Origin of the sequence: Nonomuraea sp. LPB2021202275-12-8, from assembly GCF_037044575.1 — a bacterium.
Taxonomy (GTDB): Bacteria; Actinomycetota; Actinomycetes; order Streptosporangiales; family Streptosporangiaceae; genus Nonomuraea.
On record NZ_JBAHWD010000006.1, the window covers coordinates 13,347 to 31,977 of the forward strand.

The window sequence follows — 18,631 nt, forward strand, 5'->3', positions numbered from 1 at the left end:
TGTCATTTCTTATTGCTAGTCGCGTGCCTCAGCCGGCCAAAACCGAAACACGAATTCCTCGAGCCCCTCCTCCGGAAAACCCGGATCGTTATCATCGTCGTCATCATCGTCGCCACCCCAATCCAGTCCACCTGCCCCCTCGGCGAACGGATCCGTCATCGCGATTCGCCTTCCGCGCACCAGCCATGAGACCCCAGAAACCCCAAGATCGAGCACCGGACTCGACTCCCCTGAAGAGTTATGAAGCCAGAACCTGCCCGAGCTGCTGAACATCTCAACCACAAGCGCACCCACCCCACCTTTTTCCTCGGCAGGAGGCTCGGCATCCCACCGCTCCAAGGTGACACGAACGACGTGATGGGAGCCTGCACGGCTCCGCACAATTGCCATGTTCGGAGTGGCAGCGAACCAGATCTCGCCCTCGTCGGTGAGGGCGTACAACTCCTGCGGATCAAGTGCGGAAGGCAACCGCGACAACCCATCCATGTCCAAGATCGAGAAGGAGCCATACTCCACCGAGTACGTGCTTGTGACGCTATCGACCAGATTGGCCATCTAACCCTCCCGTGATGCGGCAAAACACGTGGATCACCGAGGGCGAGATTATCCGAAATATCCCGGCGACGATGGATGTCGAGTCCCTTGACGGCGGTCAGCGGGCCAGGCCGGGCCCGCGGTCGATCCCGTGGCTGGGTGGCGGCCGGTAGGCCTGATCGCGGTGCTGGCGTTCCTGGTCTCGCTGCCGGTCGGGTGCCGGCCTGGTGGGCCTGGCGCTGGCGCTGAGCGTATTCGGCACGGGTAGCGCGTTCGATGTCGCGCCGGTCGGGCGGCAGGTCGGCGCGGCGCTGCTGTTCCTGCTGGACAGCCGCCAGCTCGGCGTGGGCCAGGTCGTGATCGTGGCGGGCGATTCGGCGAGAACTACCGACTCTTCGCAGGGGAGGGTCTGGCCGAGTCCTGCTGCCTCACCTGGGTCAGGCTCGCCGATCCGGACGAGGTCGCACTACGGTTCGGCGCGGCCCTGGACGACGTCCGTGAGCGCACCATCGCCGAAGCGAGAGGCGAACTGCCGTCATACCCTGGCCATACCGCGCCGCACATGATCGTCTGCGGACGCGCGGGTGACCACGTCGTCGTGATGGAGCCTATGGGCTGGCATGGCAAGAGGAAAATCGAGCAGATCTCAGCCGATGGAGTCGAGGTCCTCAACCTGTTCGCCAACCTGAACACGCGGCTCACCCTCAGGCGAGCAATCGACCGCCGAGTCCTGACCGTGGTCGACAGCGGCGGCCTGCGATTCGCCGGAGGTGAGGATCCCCACGGTCTCGACGACCATCTGGGGGACCTGCCGCTGTTCCCGCCGCATCCTTATGACGAACGGCAGGGGGCTTTCCTGGAACTGGCGTTCATGCTGTCAGGGCACCGGCTGGACGTCGACTGGTTCGAAACTACGGTCCACCGGCGCTACTTCATCCGGATTTAACCCTTCAGTCGTAAATCACCTTGACTCTGGGAGATCCCTACGTCGCTCGCTCAGCACGTTGTGCACGGATGAGCTCGGCCAGGCGGACAAGGGTCTGGTTGGACAGCGGAATGCCAGCACGGTAAGACAGCAACGAGGCTCCCGGTTGGGGCATCGGATCTTGGTCGACTGCTGTCTTACCGGGAGCCTCTTCTCATGCCAACTCATCCCAGCCCGTACCGCTGCTGACCTACGCCATCAAGTTGGAAAACGCTCAAGGTGCGCTCTCATCGTCCAATGATCGTGGGCAACGGTGGCGGGCTCCCGGCGCACAGGGTCTCATTGCCGGCTCCACCACCGCGTTGACCACGACCGTGTCGCCCACGATCATCAGTCCGGCGAGCCTTCCTGCACGCAGGTCGACACATTCATACAAGTCGGCCCCCATCCTCCAGGGGATCCTTGACCCACATTCCAAGGGAAGGGTCGCGATGCTCAACCTGTCGATCATCCTGGAAAACGGCGCCCACCATGCCCCTGACCGCACCGCGCTGGTCTTCGGCGACCTGCGCCCGCCATACGGCATGGTCGACTCCGACCCGCAACTATCCCAGCGGGATCAGACCCTCCAATTGGGCATGAACAGCAGAAAGCGAGGGCTGGTTCAGCCTCGACTGATGGTTGTCAGATGCGCTCCCCCGTCCAGCGGCCAGCTATAGGCTGGGTTAACGGTCAAGGCCGTACATCACCGGATCGGTTGCTCGTTGGATGCTCATCGGCACCCGATACGGCATAACACCGGGCGGCACTCTCGGACATTTTGAGCACGGGCAACGCATGACATCGCGATACAACAGGACACGATTCGACAGCGGGCGGCATTGAGAACTGCGGCTTTTAATCCGTAGGTTCCGGGTTCGAGCCCCGGGCGCCCTACCACCTCTTACCCTGTCTGACCTGGGGTTTCTCGATTTTCGGATGCCTCCGGCGAGAAGATGATCTCACTTGGTTGCTCGGTGGTTGCTCTTGGGCACGGACCGGGCACATCGCATGATCGTTCAGACTACGCGCTTCACGACGAACCCATGAGAAGATCGTTAGACGGCCAAGCCGGAATGCGTGTACCGCTTCAAAATTCATCGCATAGGGCTTGAGCTGGGCGTTCTCCGGAGTGGTTACGCGGCTCGATGGTACTCATTGATCAACCCGTCGAGCACTTTCCGGCGTTCGATCCCGCCTTTCAGCGGTACGACGGTCCGCTCATCGTGATCGGGTGGCCGCTGCGCGCGGGATTGGTGCGGCGGGTGGCCGTTGTAGTGATCGGCATACTCGGCCAGCACCGAGCGCAGGTGCCGTTCGCCGTAGATCAGCATGCGGTCAGTGCACTCGGCCCGTACGGTGCGCACCCACCGCTCGGCATAGCAGTTGGCCCGCGGTGTGCGCGGCGGGGTCTTCAGCACCGTCACGCCCGCGCCGGCGAAGACCGCGTCGAAGACAGCGGTGAATTTGGTAGCCCGGTCGCGCATGAGGAAGCGGAAGGATCTGACCCGGTCACCGAGGTCCATGAGTAGGTTGCGGGCCTGCTGGGCCGTCCAGGCGCCGGTCGGATGGGTGGTCACGCCGAGGATGTGCACGCGCCGGGTGGCGATTTCCATCACGAACAGCACGTACAGACGCTTCAGAGAAATCGTGTCGATGTGGAAGAAGCCGACCGCCAACAGCCCTTGTGCCTGGGTGCGCAGGAACGTTCGCCATGAGGTGTCGGCGTCTCGGGGAGCCGGGCCGATGCGCCGGCCCCGCAGGATCCGCCACACGGTCGCTTCGCTCACGCGGTAGCCGAGCCCGACCAACTCGCCGTGCACCCGGCGATATCCCCAGGCCGGGTTCTCCCGCGCCAGGCGCAGCGCCAGGGCCCGAATCTCCTTGCTCATCCTCGGGCGGCCGAAGCGGCTCGGATACGTCCACCGGCGTCGGACCAGACGCCGATGCCAGGCCAGCAAGGTACCCGGTGTCACCAGCCGATGAGCCCGCAACCCGGGCGGCAGGAGTCGTGCCAGCGCAGCCAGGACCGCTCGATCGGCCCAGTCCGGCTTCGGCCGGGCGACTTGACGACGCAGCACCGCCACTTCGTGCCGAGGCATCGTGATCTCGGCGTCCTTGGCCGCCTCGCATCGGCTCAGGAGCACCAGCCAGCCGCATACCCCGAATCATGAGTAGGTAGAGGAGATGGAGAGACACAAGAACTGATCTTGCCCCTACTTCTGCACCAGATCGACCCGCAGGTCATGCACCCTGCGATGACTTTTGAAGCGGTACAGGGTCTGCGCCTCATGGAGATGCCCTTGTCCTTGCGCAGGAAAATGACAGGGACCAACACCAATGAGCTGGGCATTGACAGGTAGCGTGAGGCGGGTCGAATGGCATTTCACTCAACCCACTTGTCGTGTTCTTGGTCCGTAAGCATTCGTCGCGCGTACGGTGTAACGGTTCGACTGGATGCGTGACCGTCCGTCACTTTTTAGAGGTCGTAAGGCCGCTATGCCGCCGTCTTGGCCAACGGTCGGCCTCGTTATCTCAAGAAACTGTTCGGTTCTCCGGCTCGTCCAGGAATCGCTCCACGATGCCGGTCTGCCGTACGTTCTCCTCCACTGACTCCCCAATGATTCGGCCCGCCAGGTCGGTCGACAGACGGCCGATCTCCGTGCGCATTTGGGCGAACGCTGCCTGTCTGTCGGCCTCGATCTGGGCCCGCGCCATCGCGATGAGGTGGCGAGCTTCGGCCTGCGCCTGCGCGCGCAACTCAGCCTTGATCTGTGCGCCCTGCTCACGGGCCTCCTCGCGCAACCGCGCCGCGTCGCGTCGCGCTTCTTCCAGTTGCTCGTGGTATTGCCGCTCCAGATTCCGGGCCTTGGCTTGGGCCTCCTCTGCCCTCATGATGCCGCCGTCAATCGCGTCGACCCGCTCGGCTAGCGTCTTCTGCAAGCGCGGTACGAGCAGTTTGCCGACGACAAACAGGGTGATGAGGAAAACGACGAGCCCGATAGCGGGCTCGTAGTAGTTGTCCGGGAAGAGGGGATTCACGAAAGGACCTTTCGTGGGCGGGATTGTCAGAGGGCTTCATGCATACTCGGCGAAAGGTTGATCGAAGTGATATCGAGCGAAGAGGTTGGCCTGGGGGTCGCGATCTTCGTGTGGTCGACTCGAGGTGTTGACTGAGGTTGACTGAGGTTGACGGTTGGTGTCGGTCAGGTCGGTCCAGGGCGGTGATGATCTGGTGTCCCCAGGGCCATCGGGTTGCCATGCGCTGGTACCCAGCAGGCGTTGGGTTCGTAGCAGTGGGCGTCGGCGCCGTGCAGGGCGAGCAGTTGCAGCACGCCCGCCGACGGCCGGCTCTGCCCGGGGCCTGGGTCGCCGACCGTTTCATGGCTGTCCGCTCTCTTCCGACACCGCCTTGATCGCGCAGCAAAACCCCCAGCTCACCTTACGAAGCCGTGTTTCGAGCGGGACAGGCTCACCTCGCAGGCCCGCCCCCATGAGATCAAGGACGTGGAGATCCTGGCCCTGCGCTCTCAGGATTCGGGCGCGTGTTCCCCGCGGGGTTGCAGCACGCGGATGGCGGCCCTGGGATCGTCAGCGAAGAAGCGGATCGTGCGGGTCTCGGCGCGGCGGCCAAGAGGGCGGACGACGGTGATCGGTTCGGTCAGTTCGAGGATCAGGTTGGTCTGGGAGGCCACCGCCACGGCCAGCCGGTCGTCCTCCACCTTGACCATGCCGTTCTCGTTGAAGTTCCGGATGTGTCGTACCTGGGCGATCTGCGCGTGCGGGACGCGCAGGTCGAAGAACGCGCCGTAACGGATGCGCACCTCCTCAGCGGAGACGACGTGGGGCCGGGTAATACTGGCCGCGATGACCGCTAGCACGATCAGGACGCTATAGGCGTCCGCCACCAGAATCACGGTGCGCAGGCCGACCGGTGCACCGAGCGCCCGCAGCAGGATCTCCGCGACCACCAGCTCCACGACCATCGCGAACACGAATATCATCATTGTGGAGGTCTGCGCGCGTGAGTAGGAGATGGCGGTGGTGCCGTACGGCACGCCGTGGTGGCGCCGTGCGACCCACAGGGCCAGGCTGACCATGCCTTTCACGTCGAATCCCACGAGCCGGCGCACCTGATCGGGGACAAGTTGGCTGCAACTCGCCCGCAACGCCGTCCGTCGGTTCGCGCCGCCCCGGCGTTCGGCTCCGAAGAGCCGGTACAGGGTCGCCGCCTCCAGGATGAGCACCGCGACGGCGGCCGCCCCGGCCGTCGCGACCAGCGGGCGGGGAAGTGACACGCCGGACACGAGCAGGACCGCGAGCAGAAGCTCCACGGGAACCATGGCGAACAGCGCGGCGTGTGCAATCCTCAGCATCACCATCGCTCCTTCAGAATGATCATGATTAGCCGGGACACCTCGGCTCGGGCGGGAGAAACTCGGTGTACTTCGTGCTGAGCCACTGCCTGCCAGCCACGTTCTCCGCCGAGGCGATGCATGGCGGGCCATGGCGGTGCGGTGGCCTCTATTTGATGTGGAAGACATGGACCACGTGTGGTGCGTCGATGAGGGTGTGGGGCGCCAGTGCGTGATAGCCCCAGACGTGAACCCATGCGTTACCGGTACGCACCGTGAGCACCGTCTTGAACATGCCCGGCGCGAAGTAGGTCAACAGCAGGAAGACGACCGACAAGACGGTGTTGCCTGGCGAGGTGAACACTGTCCAGGCGTCCCAGATGTGTAATGCCGTGTAGGTGAGCCCGCCCAGGATCACTGTGGTGGCGGGCGATCCGGTGAGGCGGAGGAAGCGTGGCACGAGGATCGCGTAGATAAAAATCATGGCGGGTAGCACCGCGCCGGCGAAGTAGAGCATGAAGGTCAGGGGGAGCCCGAGCAGGAGTTGACCGGGGGTCAGTTCGGAGGTTCTTGGGGCGAGGACGGTGATCTGGACGAGTGACTCGGCCAGGAGGATGACGCCGATGAGGACGGTGTCGGCCCGGCGGTCGCTTGAGCGGAGGTTGAGTGCCTCGGCGGAGTAGCGCCGCCGGAAGAACAGCAGCGGAATCACCGCGTAGACGAGGAGGTTGTAGGCCGCCCAGGCGATGGACTCGGCGGGGCTGACATGTTCATGGGTTCCGTAGATCGAGCCGGCGAGGTGCAGCCCGAACGGGTGCCATCCGGCGAGTCGGCCAAGGAGGAAGCCCAGCCCCAGTGCGCCGGCCCCGTACAGGAGCAGGAGCAGCGTCTCGCGGGCGGCTGCTGAGCGTTCTGGCGCGCGGTCGGCCTGGTTGGGCAACGTCCGCTTGCGGGTGAGCCAGAGCGTCAGCATGGTGAGCAGGAGTACTTCGGCCAGGGCCAGGTTGGCGTCCATCAGGCGGCCGGCCGGCGTCTGGGTTGCGGCGGCCGGCCAGTCGAACGGAAGTTCGTCACCCGCCACGGCAAGGACCACCATGTTGCAGCCGAGCCAGCCGGCGGCGGCGAGTTGGACGCTGCGATTGCGGATCAGTGCGGCCGGGCCGCGTCGGGGCGGGCGTGGCCCGTGGTCGGTCATGCGGGAAAGCGTCATCGTCTGGCTCCAAAGTTTGTAGTACAGCTGTGCTAACAATCACAACCGGTACGGTAACACGACTGTGCTATAAAGGGGCAGTGCCCAAAGTGGTGGATCCGGCGGAGCGTCGACTGCTGCTGGCCGAGGCCGTGTTGCGGGTGATGCGCCGCGACGGCCTGGAACAGGCCTCGGTCCGCAACGTCGCCCGTGAGGCGGGACTGTCGATGGGCTCGCTGCGGCACTACTTCGCCAGCCAGTCCGAGCTCATGGTGTTCGCGTTCCGGACGGTCATCGACCGGATCGAGCTCCGCCTCGCCGGATTGGAGCCCGAGCCCGATCCCCGGCGAAGAGCGCAGCGCGTACTGAACGAACTGCTCCCGCTCGACGACGAACGGCGGGCGGAGAACGAAGTCTGGCTGGCCTTCACCTCCCGGGCCATGGTCGACCCTGCGCTTCGGGCCCTGCGCGATGAGGGATATGACGCCCTGCGGGCCGGCTGCCACACGATAGTCGCCGACCTGTCCGCGGCCGGTCTGGCCCCGACCGACGTACCGGCCGAGGCCGAACGCCTGCACGCCCTGCTGGACGGCCTCGCCGTGCATGCGGCCATGCGCCCGGACATCCACACCGCCGAGTCGTTGACCACCGCCATCGCACGCCACCTCGACGCCCTCGCGACCGAACCCGCCCCACGAGACGCATCCGACCGCGGCTGACGAGCCGGTTCGGTTTCCAGGGCCCAGTGATCGCGGACGCGGTTCGGGTTCCGTCCCTACAGGGCGATCGTGGTCTTCTCGAGAATCTCGGCAAGCGCTGCGTAGTCGGCGTCTTGCCCTTCTGCGATGTCAGCGCACTTACGATCCCCTTTGCCCATCGCTCGGATGAGGCCTTTGACCGTGGGGATGTCCATGGCGTTGAAGACCATGAAGGAGACCTTGCCCCGGGCAACCGCTATGACGGCCGCGTGATTCCCGTTCTTGAGGAAGTGCGGCTTGCCGTATTGAAGCTGCTCTTCGACGCCGGGAACGGTTTCGTGGATCATCGCACGCAACTTCTCGCAAACCGCCTTCTGCCATGGTGCGGTGTCACTGATGTACTGGGTGACTTCGTCGTTCATGCTGTTCTCCCGAATGTCGTTTCGTGAATCCTGAGCAATGCCTTGTCATGTGTCAGTCGACGAGGGCCCCGCCGGAGATGTTCATCTGCGTGGAGGTGATGCTCCTGGCCTGATTCGAGGCCAGGAACGCGGCGACCTGGCCGACGTCGTCCCGGGTCGTCGCCCGCTGGAGCAGCGTGGCGTCGATCATCTTCTGCTTGTAGGGCGCCGTCTCGGGAAGGTCGGGGAGAGTCTCGGGGATCCCGCCGGTTCGCATCGAGATGACGCGGACGGAGTGCGGGCCGAGCTCGCAGGCCCACTGGCGGCGCATCGCCTCGAGCAGGTCGCAGCCGATCTGTACGGTGCCCAGGCCGGGCGTGGAGTTGGCCGGATCGGAGCCGCCGAAGTGCAGGATGACTCCCGAGCCCTTTTGACCATGTGCCAGGCGGCGGCCTGGGCGGTCAGCAGGAACGAGCGCGCGACCTTGTCCATCGTGTGGCCGAAGTCGGCGACGGGTATGTCGAGCAGCGGTACGAACAATGCGTCCTGGGAGATGACGTTCACTGAGATGTCGACGCTGCCGGTCTGCGCCGCGATGGAGTCGACCCAGCCGTTGACGGCCGTCTCGTCCAGGGCGTCCACGATCGCCGTCTCGGCCAGGCCGCCGGCGCGCCGGATGTCCCCCGCGACGGCGTCGAGCTTGTTGGGTGTGCGGCCGGCGAGGACAACCCTCGCTCCTTCGGCGGCGAAGGCCCGCGCCATCGCACCGCCGATGGCGCCGCCGCCCCCGTAGATCACCGCTGTCTTGTTCTCCAGAAGCATGGCTGTCTCCGTCCGTTGGTTGATGGCTCGAATTCAGGAGCGGCACGGCAAGGCGGATTGGGTGGCACGGTTGGGCGCTGAAGGCCGCACCGCGTCATCGGCTCCCCCGCTTGTTCGATCGGGCCTGGCAGGGCGGGCCGGCCCGGTTCGGAGGGCCACGTAGGCCAGCGTGAGCCCCCGATGGCCGGCAGAGCGATGCCTGCTGGCAGCAGGCAGCCGAAATGAATGCCCACCGAGGCGTACACGCGCACCCCTGGAGAGCCGTCGAGGCGCATCACCGCGACGGACCAGGCGCCGTACGTCTTGTCCATTCCAGCTCGCGGACACCCGACCCCGCGGACGCGGCGGCCCCGATCGGGACAGCTGAGGCAGCGTCGTGATCGCCCTCATCCGCCCTAATAGCACAGCTGTGCTACTTGAAAGCCATAATAGTACGGCCGTGCCATAAAAGGGAAGCGTGCACGTTGGTGGATAGCACATGGTCATCGACCGGATCGAGAACCGGATCGCGGCCCTGCCCGCCGAACTCGATCCGCCGCACCGCGCCGAGAAGGTGCCGGCAGAACGGCTGTCTCGGAACGCCGAGCGTGCCATTGGGAACCGGGTGTGATGTACACCGCAGCCCCGGTCTTATCCCTCGGCGTTCTCCGTCGCCGCGTGCCGCGCGGCCGCGGCGTCGATCAGGCTCTCGGCGGTCGGCTCGTAGTTCAGGGCCACGACTCCCGAGGAGAAGGCCTGCGATCCGGTCAGGCGGAGCACGGTGGTGTCCACCGACTCGTCGAACAGTCGCGCGCCCTTGCCGGCCACGACGGGGTAGGTGACCAGGCGCAGTTCGTCGATGAGCTGCTCGCGCAGCAGCCACCGGACGAGGGCGGCGCTGCCGAAGATCAGGATGTCGCCCTCGATCTCTTTCTTGAGCTGCGCGATCCGCTCGGCCGGGTTGTCGCGGATGACGGTGGTGTTGTTCCACTCGCCCTTGTCCAGGGTCGTCGTGACGACGTACTTGGGCAGGGAGTTCATCCTGTCGGCGTAGCCGGCCTCGTCGGTCATGCCCGGCCAGGCCGCGGCGAAGCCGTCGTAGGTGACCCGGCCGAGCAGCAGCGCGTCCGCGGCGCGAATCTGGTCGAGGCCGGTCTTCATCGCGTCCAGGCTGACGAACTGGAAGGTCCACTCGTGCGGGTTCTCGATAACGCCGTCGACGGTGGTGAAGACGGAGAGAACGACTCGTCCCATGATGGTGCTCCATTTTCCGGTGTTCTTGCTGATGTGCTCATCCTGGCGATGCGCGACCATGCGGACATCGGGGGCCGGTACCTAACCCACCACCCAAAGGGCCACGCAACGGATCACGCAGACCGGGGAGCCAGGGCATGATGGGGCGGTGTCTGTCGCGTATTCAGGGGCCGTGTCCAAGCGTGAGGCAGAGGTGCTGGCTCTGCTCGGCACGCACCTGTCCAACGCGGAGATCGCCGCCCACCTGCACCTGTCGGTCCGTACCGTCGAGAACCACGTGTCGTCGCTGTTGCGCAAATGCGGGGTCGCCGACCGGCGGGAGCTCGGCAGACTGGCCGGGCAGGGATCGGCCGAGCCGGTCGGCATCGCCGGTCTGCCCGCGCCGCTGACTGCGTTCATCGGCCGCGCCGCCGAGCGCGAGCGGCTGCTGGAGGCGCTGCGGACCGCCCGCCTGGTAACGCTGGTGGGTCCGGGTGGCGTCGGCAAGACGCGGTTGGCGACCGAGGTGGCAGGCGGCGCCCAGGGCTCTCTTCCCTCGGGAGGGGCGTTCGTCGACCTGGTGCCCGTGGGCGAGGCGTATGTCGCTCAGGCGGTGGCCGCCGCGCTGGGCGTCACCGAACGTCCGGATCAGCACCTGCACGAGGCGATCGCCGAACGGCTCGGCGACGGCAGGGCGCTGCTGATCCTCGACAACTGCGAGCACGTGATCGACACCGTCGCCCGGTTCGCCGAGCAGACGCTCAGCCGCTGCCCCGGCACCCGGATCCTGGCCACCAGCAGGGAACGCCTCGGCGTGCCCGGCGAACGCACTCTTGCCTTGCTCCCCTTCGCCCTGGCCTCGGCCACGGCGGCCCCCGTGCCGCTCACCGCTCACGCCGAACTGCTCTTCCTCGATCGCGCCACTGCGGCGGATCCGGGCTTCAACGCCGACCCCGCCACGCTCAGGCTGCTGTGCGCGCGGCTCGACGGGATGCCGCTGGCCATCGAACTGGCCGCGGCCAGAGTGGCCGCCCTGGGGGCCGACGGTCTCCTCGCCGCTCTGGACGACCACCTGCGCCTGCTGGCGGGCGGCCGGGGCGCCGACGAGCGGCACCGCTCGCTGCGCGCGGTCATCGGATGGAGCCACGAGCTCCTGGACGAGGAGGAGCGGGCGCTGTTCCGGCGGCTGGCCGTCTTCGCGGGCCCGTTCGACCTGGACGCCGTCGTGGCCGTCAGCCCTGACGTGGCCCGGAGCGCGGCGGCCGACGTGCTCGGCCGCCTGACGGACAAGAGCCTGGTCACCGTGCACCGCCGCTCCGGCGCGGACAGGTGGAGACTGCTGGAGACCGTGCGCGCGTACGCCGCCGAGCGGCTCGATACGGCGGGCGAGGCGGAAGCGGCCAGGGAGCTGCACCTCGAGTGGGCCGCGGGCATGGCGGCGAATCTGGAGACGGCGCTGGACGGGCAGGCAGCCGGCTCGTGGCGGGACGACTTCGACGCCGTGGCCGACAACCTGCGTGCCGCACTGGCCCGGGCACCGGACGGGCCCGAGGAGGCGCCGCACCGGCTGGCCCGGGCGCTTGGGCACCTGACGTACGCGAGAAGGTTCCTCGTGGAGGCGCTCGGCCACTACGAGACGGCTGCGCGGCGGGCGCCGGCTCCCCTGGAGGCGGTTGCCGACCTGCGCGCGGCGTCCGAGTGCACCTACGCGATCGGCGACGCCGGGCAGCAGCCGTTCGGAATGCTGCTCGAGGCCGCCGGCCGGGCGCGCGAGGCAGGTGACGGCGATCTGACGGCCATCACGCTGGCCTCCGCCGTCAGCGTCGCCTGCCGCCATCACGCCAGTTTCGAGGAGGAGGCGCCGCACGCGAGGAAGCTCCAGCTCCTGGCAGAGGCACGAGCCGCCGGCGACACGGCCGACCCGGTGGTGGCCGCCCACCTGGCGGCCGCGGCGGCCTGGATAGCGAACGAGGACGCGGCCGCCGCCGACGCCCCGGCGCTGGCCGCGGACGGGGATGGCGAGTGGGCGGATCCGGCGCCGGTCGCGGCCGCGGTGCGGGCGGCGCGGGTGACCGGAGATCCTGTGCTGGTCAGCGCGGCGCTGGACACCGCGGCTTTCGCCGCTCTCTACGCAGGAAGGCGACGCCACGCCCGCCGCGTCGCCGGCGAACGCCTGTCACTGCTGGAGAGCCTGCCACGGCACGCCCCCGACGCCTGCCCCGAGATCGTGGACATCTTCAGGATGGCGTTGTACAGCTCTCTCGGTGTGGGCGACCTACCCGCCGCTCTGGACGTCGCACGCCAGGCCATGGACGACGACCTGGTGGGAGGCTCCTACCTGGCAGCCGCCCAGCTGATCACACCGCTGGTACTCGCCGGCCGCTTCGACGAGGCGCTGACCCTGGAAACGGCGGTATGGGAAGGCTGGCAACGGGTGGGCCGGCCGTTCGGCGCACAGCTCAGTGCTCCTGTCGGCGCCCTCTCGCTCGCCCACGGCCTGCGCGGCGACAACGACGCCTCGCAGCTGTGGCGCTTTCGCGCGCTCAACCCACCTGACCGGCAACGGTACGGCCACTTCATGGCGTTCGCCGACGTCAGGCTGGCGCTGCACCACGGGCGCTTCGACAACGCGGCCGAGCTTGTGGAGACCGCCCTGATCGGCCGCTCGACCTCGGCGACGGCACCGTACCGGGAGGCTGTCGCGGCGGAGCTGGCGGTGGCCGCCGGACTGCCGGGAGCGGCCGACCGGCTGACCGCCACCAGTCCGGGCGAGAACGACTGGGCCACCGCCTGCCTGTCCCGCGCCAGGGGCCGCCTGCACGAAGACGAGGGCGAGTTGCACACCGCCGTAGCGGTCTGGGAGCGGATCGACGCCCGCTTCGAACGCGCCTGCACTCTGCTCCTCCTGCCCACCCGGGCGGACGAGGGGATCCGCGAGATGGCCGAGATGGCCTGCATGCCGCCCAAGACCTGACCCGGCCGGCCATCACCGCGCGTTCAGACGGCTCCCACGCTGCTAGGTCGGCGGATGGTGCCTTCCCCAACCCGATAGCCGAGGCCGAGCAGTTCACCCCGGATCCGCCGGTGCCCTGTACCGCTTCAAAACTCGTGCACATGGTCTGAGCTGGTGTTTCTCCGGGTTGGTCAGGCGGCTCGGTGGTACTCGTTGATGGCCCCGCTGAGCACCTCTCGGCGCTGAATCCGGCCTTCCAGTGGTACTGCGACGTGCTCGTCTTGATCGGGTGGGCGTTGTTAAACGATCACATCTTCGACGCCGCCGCCGAGCGTCAGCGTGGCCGCGCAGTGCCTCAGGTCGTGCAGCCTCACAGGCGGCAGACCGCTGGCCCGCACCAGTCGCTTCCACCGATACGTCAGGCAGTCCAGATCCAGCGCAAGGCCGAGCTCGTCGGTGAAGACCTTCCCGCTGTCGGTCCAGCCCTCCCCCATCGCCAGGCGCTCGACGCGCTGCATCTGACGCCAGGCTCTCAACAGCCGGACGTTCTCGGCGCCCAGCATCACTACGCGGCGGCTGCTGTCACCCTTGATGCCGGCGGCCGCCTCTGCGTCCTCGTCCTCCAGCACGCTGAGCGTGCGCGCGTCGTCCAGATCGACGTCACTCCACTCCTGCCGGCCGACCTCGCCGCGGCGTAGTCCCCGGGTCATGACCAGAGCGGGTACAGCCGGTCCTCGCCGTCCTCCAGCCAGTCGAGCATCTGCCCGGCCTGTGCCGGCGTCCACACCATGACCGGTCCCGGCTCTCTCAGAACGTTCCGGTTGAGGTGGCTTTCGGGGTCGAAATCGGGGACATTCCGGAGGACGGAGCCCTCCGAACCCACCATGATCGCACCATCACTGATCAACGTTGCAGAGGGCGTGTGATGAGACGATGGTTCGGATCCAAGCGGGCCGGGCGAGCGGCTGAAGAGCGGGCACGGAGGTGGTGGCTGGCCTTGAGCACGGTCACTGTCATGGCCGTCGCGGTGACGGCCGCGGGCTCCGGGCCGGCGCAGGCCATCGCCGGTGGAAGCAAGGTCCTCAATCAAAAGGAGGCGCCGTGGATGGCGACTCTGGCGGTCAAGGGGCCAGAGCCGTTGCTGCAGCGGGCCTCCTGCGGAGGAGCCCTCATCGCGCCCGACCGGGTGCTGACGGCCGCGCACTGCGTGGCAGGGGTTCCAGTGGACCAGCTCAGAGAGATCGCCGAATACCACATCGGTGCCACCGTGTTGTCCGGTGATCCCGGCCAGGTCGCGCAGATCGCGGCGGTGTCGGTTCATCCGCAGTACCGGCTGATCCCTTCTCCCGAAGCTCCGGATGACCCCCAGGCCAGCAGTGCCGCCTACGACCTCGCGGTGATCACGCTGGATCGTGCGGTACCGGGGGTGTCGCCGCTTACGGTGGCCTCCCGGGCGTCGGCGGCGGGGACACCGGCCGTGCTGTACGGGCACGGGATCACCGGCCCGCCGAACCCGAGCGACCCCGAGTCGATACGCGGCGACGTGCTGCGCCGCGGAGTCTATGGGGTGACCGCCGACAGCGTGTGCGCCGCCGCCACGCCCGCCACAGTGGACACCGCGTCGGTGCTGTGCGGGCAGGGCGCCGCCCAGGCGTGCTTCGGCGACAGCGGTGGACCGCTAGTGATATGGAGTGACGGTCGGCGCAAGATCGCCGGTGTGTTCAGCTTCGGGATGGAGACCGCTGGGAAACTGTGCGGCACACCAGGCCCCAACGCCTTCGCCGACACCGCCGCGGCCTTTCCCTGGATCGACGAACAACTCAACACCAAAGGCTCGTAGCGGCGAGGCGTTCCCCGTCCACGGCCTCCGCTCAGGTCGCCGCCACCGGGCGAAATTAAAGCGTTCGCCCAAGTCGTGGGCGTCTCAGAACTGTCTCTCAGAACATTCCGGCTATGAGAGGAATTCCGCGAGCGGCGACCTGGGCGAACGCCTCACTGAGTGAAATAGGTGCCGACCTCGCATAGTTGCTTCTGCTAATTACACACCGTCACCATCGTCACACAGAGCTACTTTTCCCCTGGTGGCGGCGACCCGAGTGGGGGGCCGTGAAGGTGGCGTAGGCGGTTGATCGTAGGGGTGGCCTGCGCCGGTCGCGGGCTACCCCTGGCGCGTAACACCTTCTCCGCTTGGTTGCCTACCGGAACGTTCCTCAACCCTCGACCCAGTTCGCGCTTCCTGATGCACGACCGGAAGCAGCCCACCCTCAAGGTGTACGGGTCCAAGGTGTCCGGCCCGTCGACTGAGCCGGCGGAGCCGGCTTGGCGTCGTCAGTCCGCGGTCTGCCCGCCGCAGAACACCTCCTGGACGAGCTTGTCCACCAGCTTCGTGTAGTCCTTTGCCGGGCCCCTTGTGGCTTCGTCCACCCAGGTCACCGAGGCGGTCAGGGTCTTCTTGCCGTCAGGTGAGCTGTACATGAACGCCCCGTAGCCCTGCGGGGGGCTGCCGTTGTGCTGGAAGACGGTGCCGCAGTCCGGGCCCAGGTCCTGCACGAACAGCCCGAGGCCGTAGCCCATCTTCGGGTGCGGCTTGCGCATCTCGGCCAGCAGCTTTGCCGGCAGGAGCTTGCCGCCGTTCAGCGCGGAGAAGAACGTGGCCAGATCCTGGGTGGTTGAGATCAGGTCGCCGGCGCCGGCCAGAAGGGAGAGGTTCTGGCGCGAGATGTCGACCACCTTCTGCTGGCCGGCGTCCTCGTACCGGTAGTAGCCGTGGGCGTGCGGCCCGGGGAGCTGCGTCCGGTTGCCCGCCACCATGGTGCCCCGCATCTTGAGCGGCCGCAGGATCCGCCGCTGCATCTCCTCGGTGTACGAGTGGCCGGTGACCTTCTCGATCAGCAGCAAGGCCAGCGTGTAGTTGGTGTTGGCGTAAATCTGGTCCGTCCCCGGCGCGAACCGCGCCGGCTTGGACAACGCCAGCCGTACCAGCTCTTCGGGCCGGTAGCTGCGGAACCGGTTGTCCAGCCACTCCTTGCCCGCGGCGGAGATCCCCGGCACATACGTCCCGTCGGGGTCGAAGTCACCGGTGTAGTTGAACAACCCGCTGGTGTGCTGCAGCAGCATCCGCACGGTGATCCGCCGGTCCAGCCCGAGACTGGGCAGGTAGCCGGCCACCGGGGCGTCCAGCCCGATCTTGCCCTCGGCCACCAGCTGCAGCACCACGGTCGCGGTGACGGGCTTGATGATGCTGCCCGCCCAGAACGACCCGTTCGTCGGCGGCTTGGCGCTCTGACCCAGCTTGCGCACCCCGGCGCTGCCGGCCCACTCGCCCTGCTCATCGTGCACGCGCACCTGCACCCCGGCGAAACCGGCGTCGATCCACGCCTGCGTGGCCTTCTGCAGCTCCGGGCGATCCTGCCCGGCCTTGGGCACGGTCACGCTACCGGCGGCTGTGGCCGCCCCGGGAGCGGCCACAGCCGCCCCGGCCAGCAGCGCGGCCGCCAGCGCCGTAACCGCCACTCGCCGCAGGACCTTGCTTTGCGTGATCGCTGGTGGGGATTGGGTTTTCATGGTTCCTTGTCTTTCGTTGTCGCGCTCGTCGAACAGTTCGCCAAGCAATTAGGGGGTCGATGAGGAATGGGGCCTGGGTGGAGGGCAGGCGGCTGCGTGCCATCAGCTCGCCTGTCAGGAAGTCCAGGCGCGCTCGCGGAAGTAGTGCAGACAGTCGATGAGTCGGTGCCCGGCCCCGGCTACGACGATCAGCTCGAAATCCCTGTCAGCGGCGAGGGGTCGGTCGATCAGCCGCAGCGCGTGGTCCGGGTGGGACCTGGTCGCCCATGCCGGCGGGGCGTCAGCCAGGGCGAGCGGGCCGGCTGACCTGTACGGGTTCACGGTGCTCGGCCCTGTCTCTGGGGCGGCTCTACAGAGCCGGCCCGCCCTGCCCGCCGCCGAACACCTCCTGGACGAGCTTCTGCGTAGCCTTCTGGAAGGCCTCTCCCATGGACAGTGCGGCGTCGTCCACGTAGTTCAGTGAGGCGGTGAGGGTCTTGCTGCCGTCGGGCGTGCTGTACATCAGCCCCGCGTGGCCGGTGATGCCGCCGTTGTGGGTGATGACGGTGCCGCCGCCCGGCGCGTCCTGTACGAACACCCCCAGGCCGTAGCCGGCCTTCGGCTCCGGCGTGCACATCTCGGCCAGCAGCTCGGCCGGCAGCAGCCTGCCGCCCACCAGCGCGGAGATGAACGTGTGCAGGTCGCGGGTGGTGGAGATCATGTCGCCGCCGGTGGAGATCCAGGACGGGTTCTGGCGAGTGACGTCGACCACCTTCTCCTGGCCGTCCTCCTCGTACCGGTAGTAGGCGTGGGCGTGCGGCTCGGGTACGTCCGTCGAGGTGTCGGGCACCACGGTGCCGGTCAGCCCGAGCGGCCCCAGGACCAGCCGCTGCATCTCCTCGCCGAGCGAGCGGCCGGTGACCTTCTCGACCAGCAGCCTGGCCAGCACGTAGTTGGTGTTGGAGTAGCTCCAGTCGGTCCCCGGCTCGAACCGCGCCGGCTTGGACAACGCCAGCTCCACCAGCTCCTCCGGCCGGTAGGTCCTGAACCGGTCCTCCACCCACTCCCGGCCCTGATAGACGATCCCCGGCACGTACTCGGGGTAGTAGTCGCCGGTGAAGTTGAACACCCCGCTGGTGTGCTGCAGCAGCATCCGCACCGTGATCCGCCGGTCCAGCCCGAACTCGGGCAGGTGGTCATCCACCGGAGTGTCGAGCCCGATCTTGCCCTCGGACACCAGCTGCAGCACCACGGTCGCGGTGAAGGTCTTGGTGTTGCTGCCGATCCGGAAGTGCCCGTTCACCGGCGGCTTCTCGCTCTGGCCCAGCTCGCGCACCCCGGCGCTGCCGACCCACTCGCCCCGCTCATCGTGCACGCGTAGCGTCACCCCGACGAAACCGGAATCGACCATCTCCTGGATGAGCTTCTGCAACTCCGGGCGATCCTGCCCGGCAGCGGGTGGCGGCACGGCAACACCGCTGTCCGGGATGGCCGTCCCGGGCTTGGCCGAAGCGGCGTCGAGGGCTGCGGTGATCTTGCGGGCCATCTCGGCCATGGTGGGGCTGGCCTCGTTGTTCTGGGGCCGGGGGGCTGCCTCGACGGCGACCAGGACGGTGCGGCGGAAGTTGTCGGCCTCCGCCGGAGCCTGCTGCTTGAGCAGGCTCATCGACGCCGTCAGGGCCGGCAGCACCTGGTCAGCGAGCTCGGCCACCGTCTTGCCGTACTTCACGCCCTTGGGCGCCTTGGCGAGCACGTGCCCGACCAGGCCGGTCGCCGAGGTCAGGGCGATGGAGCCCTCGGTGGCGACCTTGTGCGCCGAGCCGGCGGCACCGGCGGCGGACATCAGCGAGACCGCGCCCCACGCGGCGGTGCGCAGGGTGAGCTTGTCCTGCTCATCAAGGGTGACAGACATGATTGCGTACTCCTTTGAACCAATGAGAATTCACTGCAACGAACCGAT

The 18,631-nt window shown here is 67.4% G+C and carries 19 protein-coding genes and 2 pseudogenes; 6 read left to right on the forward strand and 15 right to left on the reverse strand.

What is annotated here, in order from left to right; all coding sequences use genetic code 11:
* Positions 1-15: 15 nt before the first annotated feature.
* Complete coding sequence (locus V5E28_RS13270) at positions 16-555, reverse strand: hypothetical protein (protein ID WP_336207136.1); 540 nt, start codon at positions 553-555, stop codon at positions 16-18.
* Between the two features lie 541 nt (positions 556-1,096).
* Here V5E28_RS13270 and V5E28_RS13275 point away from each other — a divergent pair.
* Positions 1,097-1,480: a hypothetical protein gene (locus V5E28_RS13275; protein ID WP_336207137.1), complete on the forward strand. Its 384-nt coding sequence runs from the start codon at positions 1,097-1,099 to the stop codon at positions 1,478-1,480.
* A gap of 46 nt (positions 1,481-1,526) precedes the next feature.
* Here the strand turns inward: V5E28_RS13275 and V5E28_RS13280 are convergent.
* Positions 1,527-1,613 (reverse strand): annotated as a pseudogene (locus tag V5E28_RS13280) (IS5/IS1182 family transposase); the annotation flags it as partial.
* A gap of 337 nt (positions 1,614-1,950) precedes the next feature.
* Here V5E28_RS13280 and V5E28_RS13285 point away from each other — a divergent pair.
* Positions 1,951-2,178: a hypothetical protein gene (locus tag V5E28_RS13285; protein ID WP_336207138.1), complete on the forward strand. Its 228-nt coding sequence runs from the start codon at positions 1,951-1,953 to the stop codon at positions 2,176-2,178.
* Positions 2,179-2,634: 456 nt separating this feature from the next.
* On the opposite strand, the gene V5E28_RS13290 is transcribed toward V5E28_RS13285, so the two are convergent.
* The 4 genes from V5E28_RS13290 to V5E28_RS13305 all read right to left on the reverse strand — a co-directional run bounded on the left by V5E28_RS13290 (position 2,635) and on the right by V5E28_RS13305 (position 7,063).
* Positions 2,635-3,585: an integrase core domain-containing protein gene (locus V5E28_RS13290; RefSeq protein WP_336207139.1), complete on the reverse strand. Its 951-nt coding sequence runs from the start codon at positions 3,583-3,585 to the stop codon at positions 2,635-2,637.
* A 448-nt stretch (positions 3,586-4,033) separates the two neighbouring features.
* Complete coding sequence (locus V5E28_RS13295) at positions 4,034-4,540, reverse strand: F0F1 ATP synthase subunit B (protein ID WP_336207140.1); 507 nt, start codon at positions 4,538-4,540, stop codon at positions 4,034-4,036.
* 488 nt (positions 4,541-5,028) lie between these two features.
* The gene (locus tag V5E28_RS13300) at positions 5,029-5,874 is read right to left on the reverse strand and encodes a hypothetical protein (protein ID WP_336207141.1); all 846 of its coding nucleotides are present in this window, start codon (positions 5,872-5,874) and stop codon (positions 5,029-5,031) included.
* Between the two features lie 148 nt (positions 5,875-6,022).
* On the reverse strand, positions 6,023-7,063 hold the full coding sequence (locus tag V5E28_RS13305) for a hypothetical protein (RefSeq protein WP_336207142.1): 1,041 nt from the start codon (positions 7,061-7,063) through the stop codon (positions 6,023-6,025).
* A gap of 80 nt (positions 7,064-7,143) precedes the next feature.
* Between V5E28_RS13305 and V5E28_RS13310 the strand changes: the two genes are divergently transcribed.
* Complete coding sequence (locus V5E28_RS13310) at positions 7,144-7,761, forward strand: TetR/AcrR family transcriptional regulator (RefSeq protein WP_336207143.1); 618 nt, start codon at positions 7,144-7,146, stop codon at positions 7,759-7,761.
* Positions 7,762-7,817: 56 nt separating this feature from the next.
* Here the strand turns inward: V5E28_RS13310 and V5E28_RS13315 are convergent, their stop codons facing one another.
* The 3 genes and pseudogenes from V5E28_RS13315 to V5E28_RS13325 all read right to left on the reverse strand — a co-directional run.
* Positions 7,818-8,162, reverse strand: a complete 345-nt coding sequence (locus V5E28_RS13315; protein ID WP_336207144.1) for a DUF1801 domain-containing protein — start codon at positions 8,160-8,162, stop codon at positions 7,818-7,820.
* A gap of 52 nt (positions 8,163-8,214) precedes the next feature.
* On the reverse strand, positions 8,215-8,472 hold the full coding sequence (locus V5E28_RS13320; protein ID WP_336207145.1) for an SDR family oxidoreductase: 258 nt from the start codon (positions 8,470-8,472) through the stop codon (positions 8,215-8,217).
* Positions 8,473-8,597: 125 nt separating this feature from the next.
* A pseudogene (locus V5E28_RS13325) lies at positions 8,598-8,963 on the reverse strand (SDR family NAD(P)-dependent oxidoreductase); the annotation flags it as partial.
* 478 nt (positions 8,964-9,441) lie between these two features.
* Between V5E28_RS13325 and V5E28_RS13330 the strand changes: the two are divergent.
* Positions 9,442-9,573 (forward strand): hypothetical protein, encoded by a 132-nt coding sequence (locus V5E28_RS13330; RefSeq protein WP_336207146.1) that lies wholly within the window; start codon positions 9,442-9,444, stop codon positions 9,571-9,573.
* Between the two features lie 20 nt (positions 9,574-9,593).
* On the opposite strand, the gene V5E28_RS13335 is transcribed toward V5E28_RS13330, so the two are convergent.
* Positions 9,594-10,196, reverse strand: coding sequence for a dihydrofolate reductase family protein (locus V5E28_RS13335; protein ID WP_336207147.1), 603 nt, complete (start codon positions 10,194-10,196; stop codon positions 9,594-9,596).
* 172 nt (positions 10,197-10,368) lie between these two features.
* On the opposite strand from V5E28_RS13335, the gene V5E28_RS13340 reads away from it, so the two are divergent.
* Positions 10,369-13,149 (forward strand): ATP-binding protein, encoded by a 2,781-nt coding sequence (locus V5E28_RS13340; RefSeq protein WP_336207148.1) that lies wholly within the window; start codon positions 10,369-10,371, stop codon positions 13,147-13,149.
* Between the two features lie 278 nt (positions 13,150-13,427).
* On the opposite strand, the gene V5E28_RS13345 is transcribed toward V5E28_RS13340, so the two are convergent.
* Both V5E28_RS13345 and V5E28_RS13350 read right to left on the reverse strand, forming a co-directional pair.
* Positions 13,428-13,838 (reverse strand): tyrosine-type recombinase/integrase, encoded by a 411-nt coding sequence (locus V5E28_RS13345; protein WP_336207149.1) that lies wholly within the window; start codon positions 13,836-13,838, stop codon positions 13,428-13,430.
* On the reverse strand, positions 13,835-14,014 hold the full coding sequence (locus tag V5E28_RS13350) for a hypothetical protein (protein ID WP_336207150.1): 180 nt from the start codon (positions 14,012-14,014) through the stop codon (positions 13,835-13,837). Before V5E28_RS13350 ends, V5E28_RS13345 begins: the two co-directional genes overlap by 4 nt.
* A gap of 129 nt (positions 14,015-14,143) precedes the next feature.
* Between V5E28_RS13350 and V5E28_RS13355 the strand changes: the two genes are divergently transcribed.
* Complete coding sequence (locus V5E28_RS13355; RefSeq protein ID WP_336207151.1) at positions 14,144-14,968, forward strand: S1 family peptidase; 825 nt, start codon at positions 14,144-14,146, stop codon at positions 14,966-14,968.
* 488 nt (positions 14,969-15,456) lie between these two features.
* On the opposite strand, the gene V5E28_RS13360 is transcribed toward V5E28_RS13355, so the two are convergent.
* The 3 genes from V5E28_RS13360 to V5E28_RS13370 form a co-directional block, all read right to left on the reverse strand.
* Positions 15,457-16,692 carry a serine hydrolase domain-containing protein gene (locus V5E28_RS13360; RefSeq protein WP_336207152.1) on the reverse strand — a complete coding sequence of 412 codons (1,236 nt, stop codon included), beginning with the start codon at positions 16,690-16,692 and terminating at the stop codon, positions 15,457-15,459.
* 114 nt (positions 16,693-16,806) lie between these two features.
* Positions 16,807-17,013, reverse strand: a complete 207-nt coding sequence (locus V5E28_RS13365) for a hypothetical protein (RefSeq protein WP_336207153.1) — start codon at positions 17,011-17,013, stop codon at positions 16,807-16,809.
* Between the two features lie 28 nt (positions 17,014-17,041).
* Entirely contained in the window at positions 17,042-18,583 is a 1,542-nt protein-coding gene (locus V5E28_RS13370; RefSeq protein WP_336207154.1) for a serine hydrolase domain-containing protein, read from the reverse strand.
* Positions 18,584-18,631: the final 48 nt, after the last annotated feature.

Bases quoted from the DNA above. Each gene is read 5' to 3' on its own strand.
- V5E28_RS13275 (WP_336207137.1), top strand. From the start codon at position 1,097: ATGATCGTCTGCGGACGCGCGGGTGACCACGTCGTCGTGATGGAGCCT.
- V5E28_RS13360 (WP_336207152.1), bottom strand. From the start codon at position 16,692: ATGAAAACCCAATCCCCACCAGCGATCACGCAAAGCAAGGTCCTGCGG.
- V5E28_RS13305 (WP_336207142.1), bottom strand. From the start codon at position 7,063: ATGACGCTTTCCCGCATGACCGACCACGGGCCACGCCCGCCCCGACGC.
- V5E28_RS13370 (WP_336207154.1), bottom strand. From the start codon at position 18,583: ATGTCTGTCACCCTTGATGAGCAGGACAAGCTCACCCTGCGCACCGCC.
- V5E28_RS13335 (WP_336207147.1), bottom strand. From the start codon at position 10,196: ATGGGACGAGTCGTTCTCTCCGTCTTCACCACCGTCGACGGCGTTATC.
- V5E28_RS13285 (WP_336207138.1), top strand. From the start codon at position 1,951: ATGCTCAACCTGTCGATCATCCTGGAAAACGGCGCCCACCATGCCCCT.
- V5E28_RS13330 (WP_336207146.1), top strand. From the start codon at position 9,442: ATGGTCATCGACCGGATCGAGAACCGGATCGCGGCCCTGCCCGCCGAA.
- V5E28_RS13270 (WP_336207136.1), bottom strand. From the start codon at position 555: ATGGCCAATCTGGTCGATAGCGTCACAAGCACGTACTCGGTGGAGTAT.
- V5E28_RS13300 (WP_336207141.1), bottom strand. From the start codon at position 5,874: ATGCTGAGGATTGCACACGCCGCGCTGTTCGCCATGGTTCCCGTGGAG.
- V5E28_RS13315 (WP_336207144.1), bottom strand. From the start codon at position 8,162: ATGAACGACGAAGTCACCCAGTACATCAGTGACACCGCACCATGGCAG.
- V5E28_RS13355 (WP_336207151.1), top strand. From the start codon at position 14,144: ATGGCCGTCGCGGTGACGGCCGCGGGCTCCGGGCCGGCGCAGGCCATC.
- V5E28_RS13350 (WP_336207150.1), bottom strand. From the start codon at position 14,014: ATGGTGGGTTCGGAGGGCTCCGTCCTCCGGAATGTCCCCGATTTCGAC.
- V5E28_RS13345 (WP_336207149.1), bottom strand. From the start codon at position 13,838: ATGACCCGGGGACTACGCCGCGGCGAGGTCGGCCGGCAGGAGTGGAGT.
- V5E28_RS13320 (WP_336207145.1), bottom strand. From the start codon at position 8,472: ATGCGCCGCCAGTGGGCCTGCGAGCTCGGCCCGCACTCCGTCCGCGTC.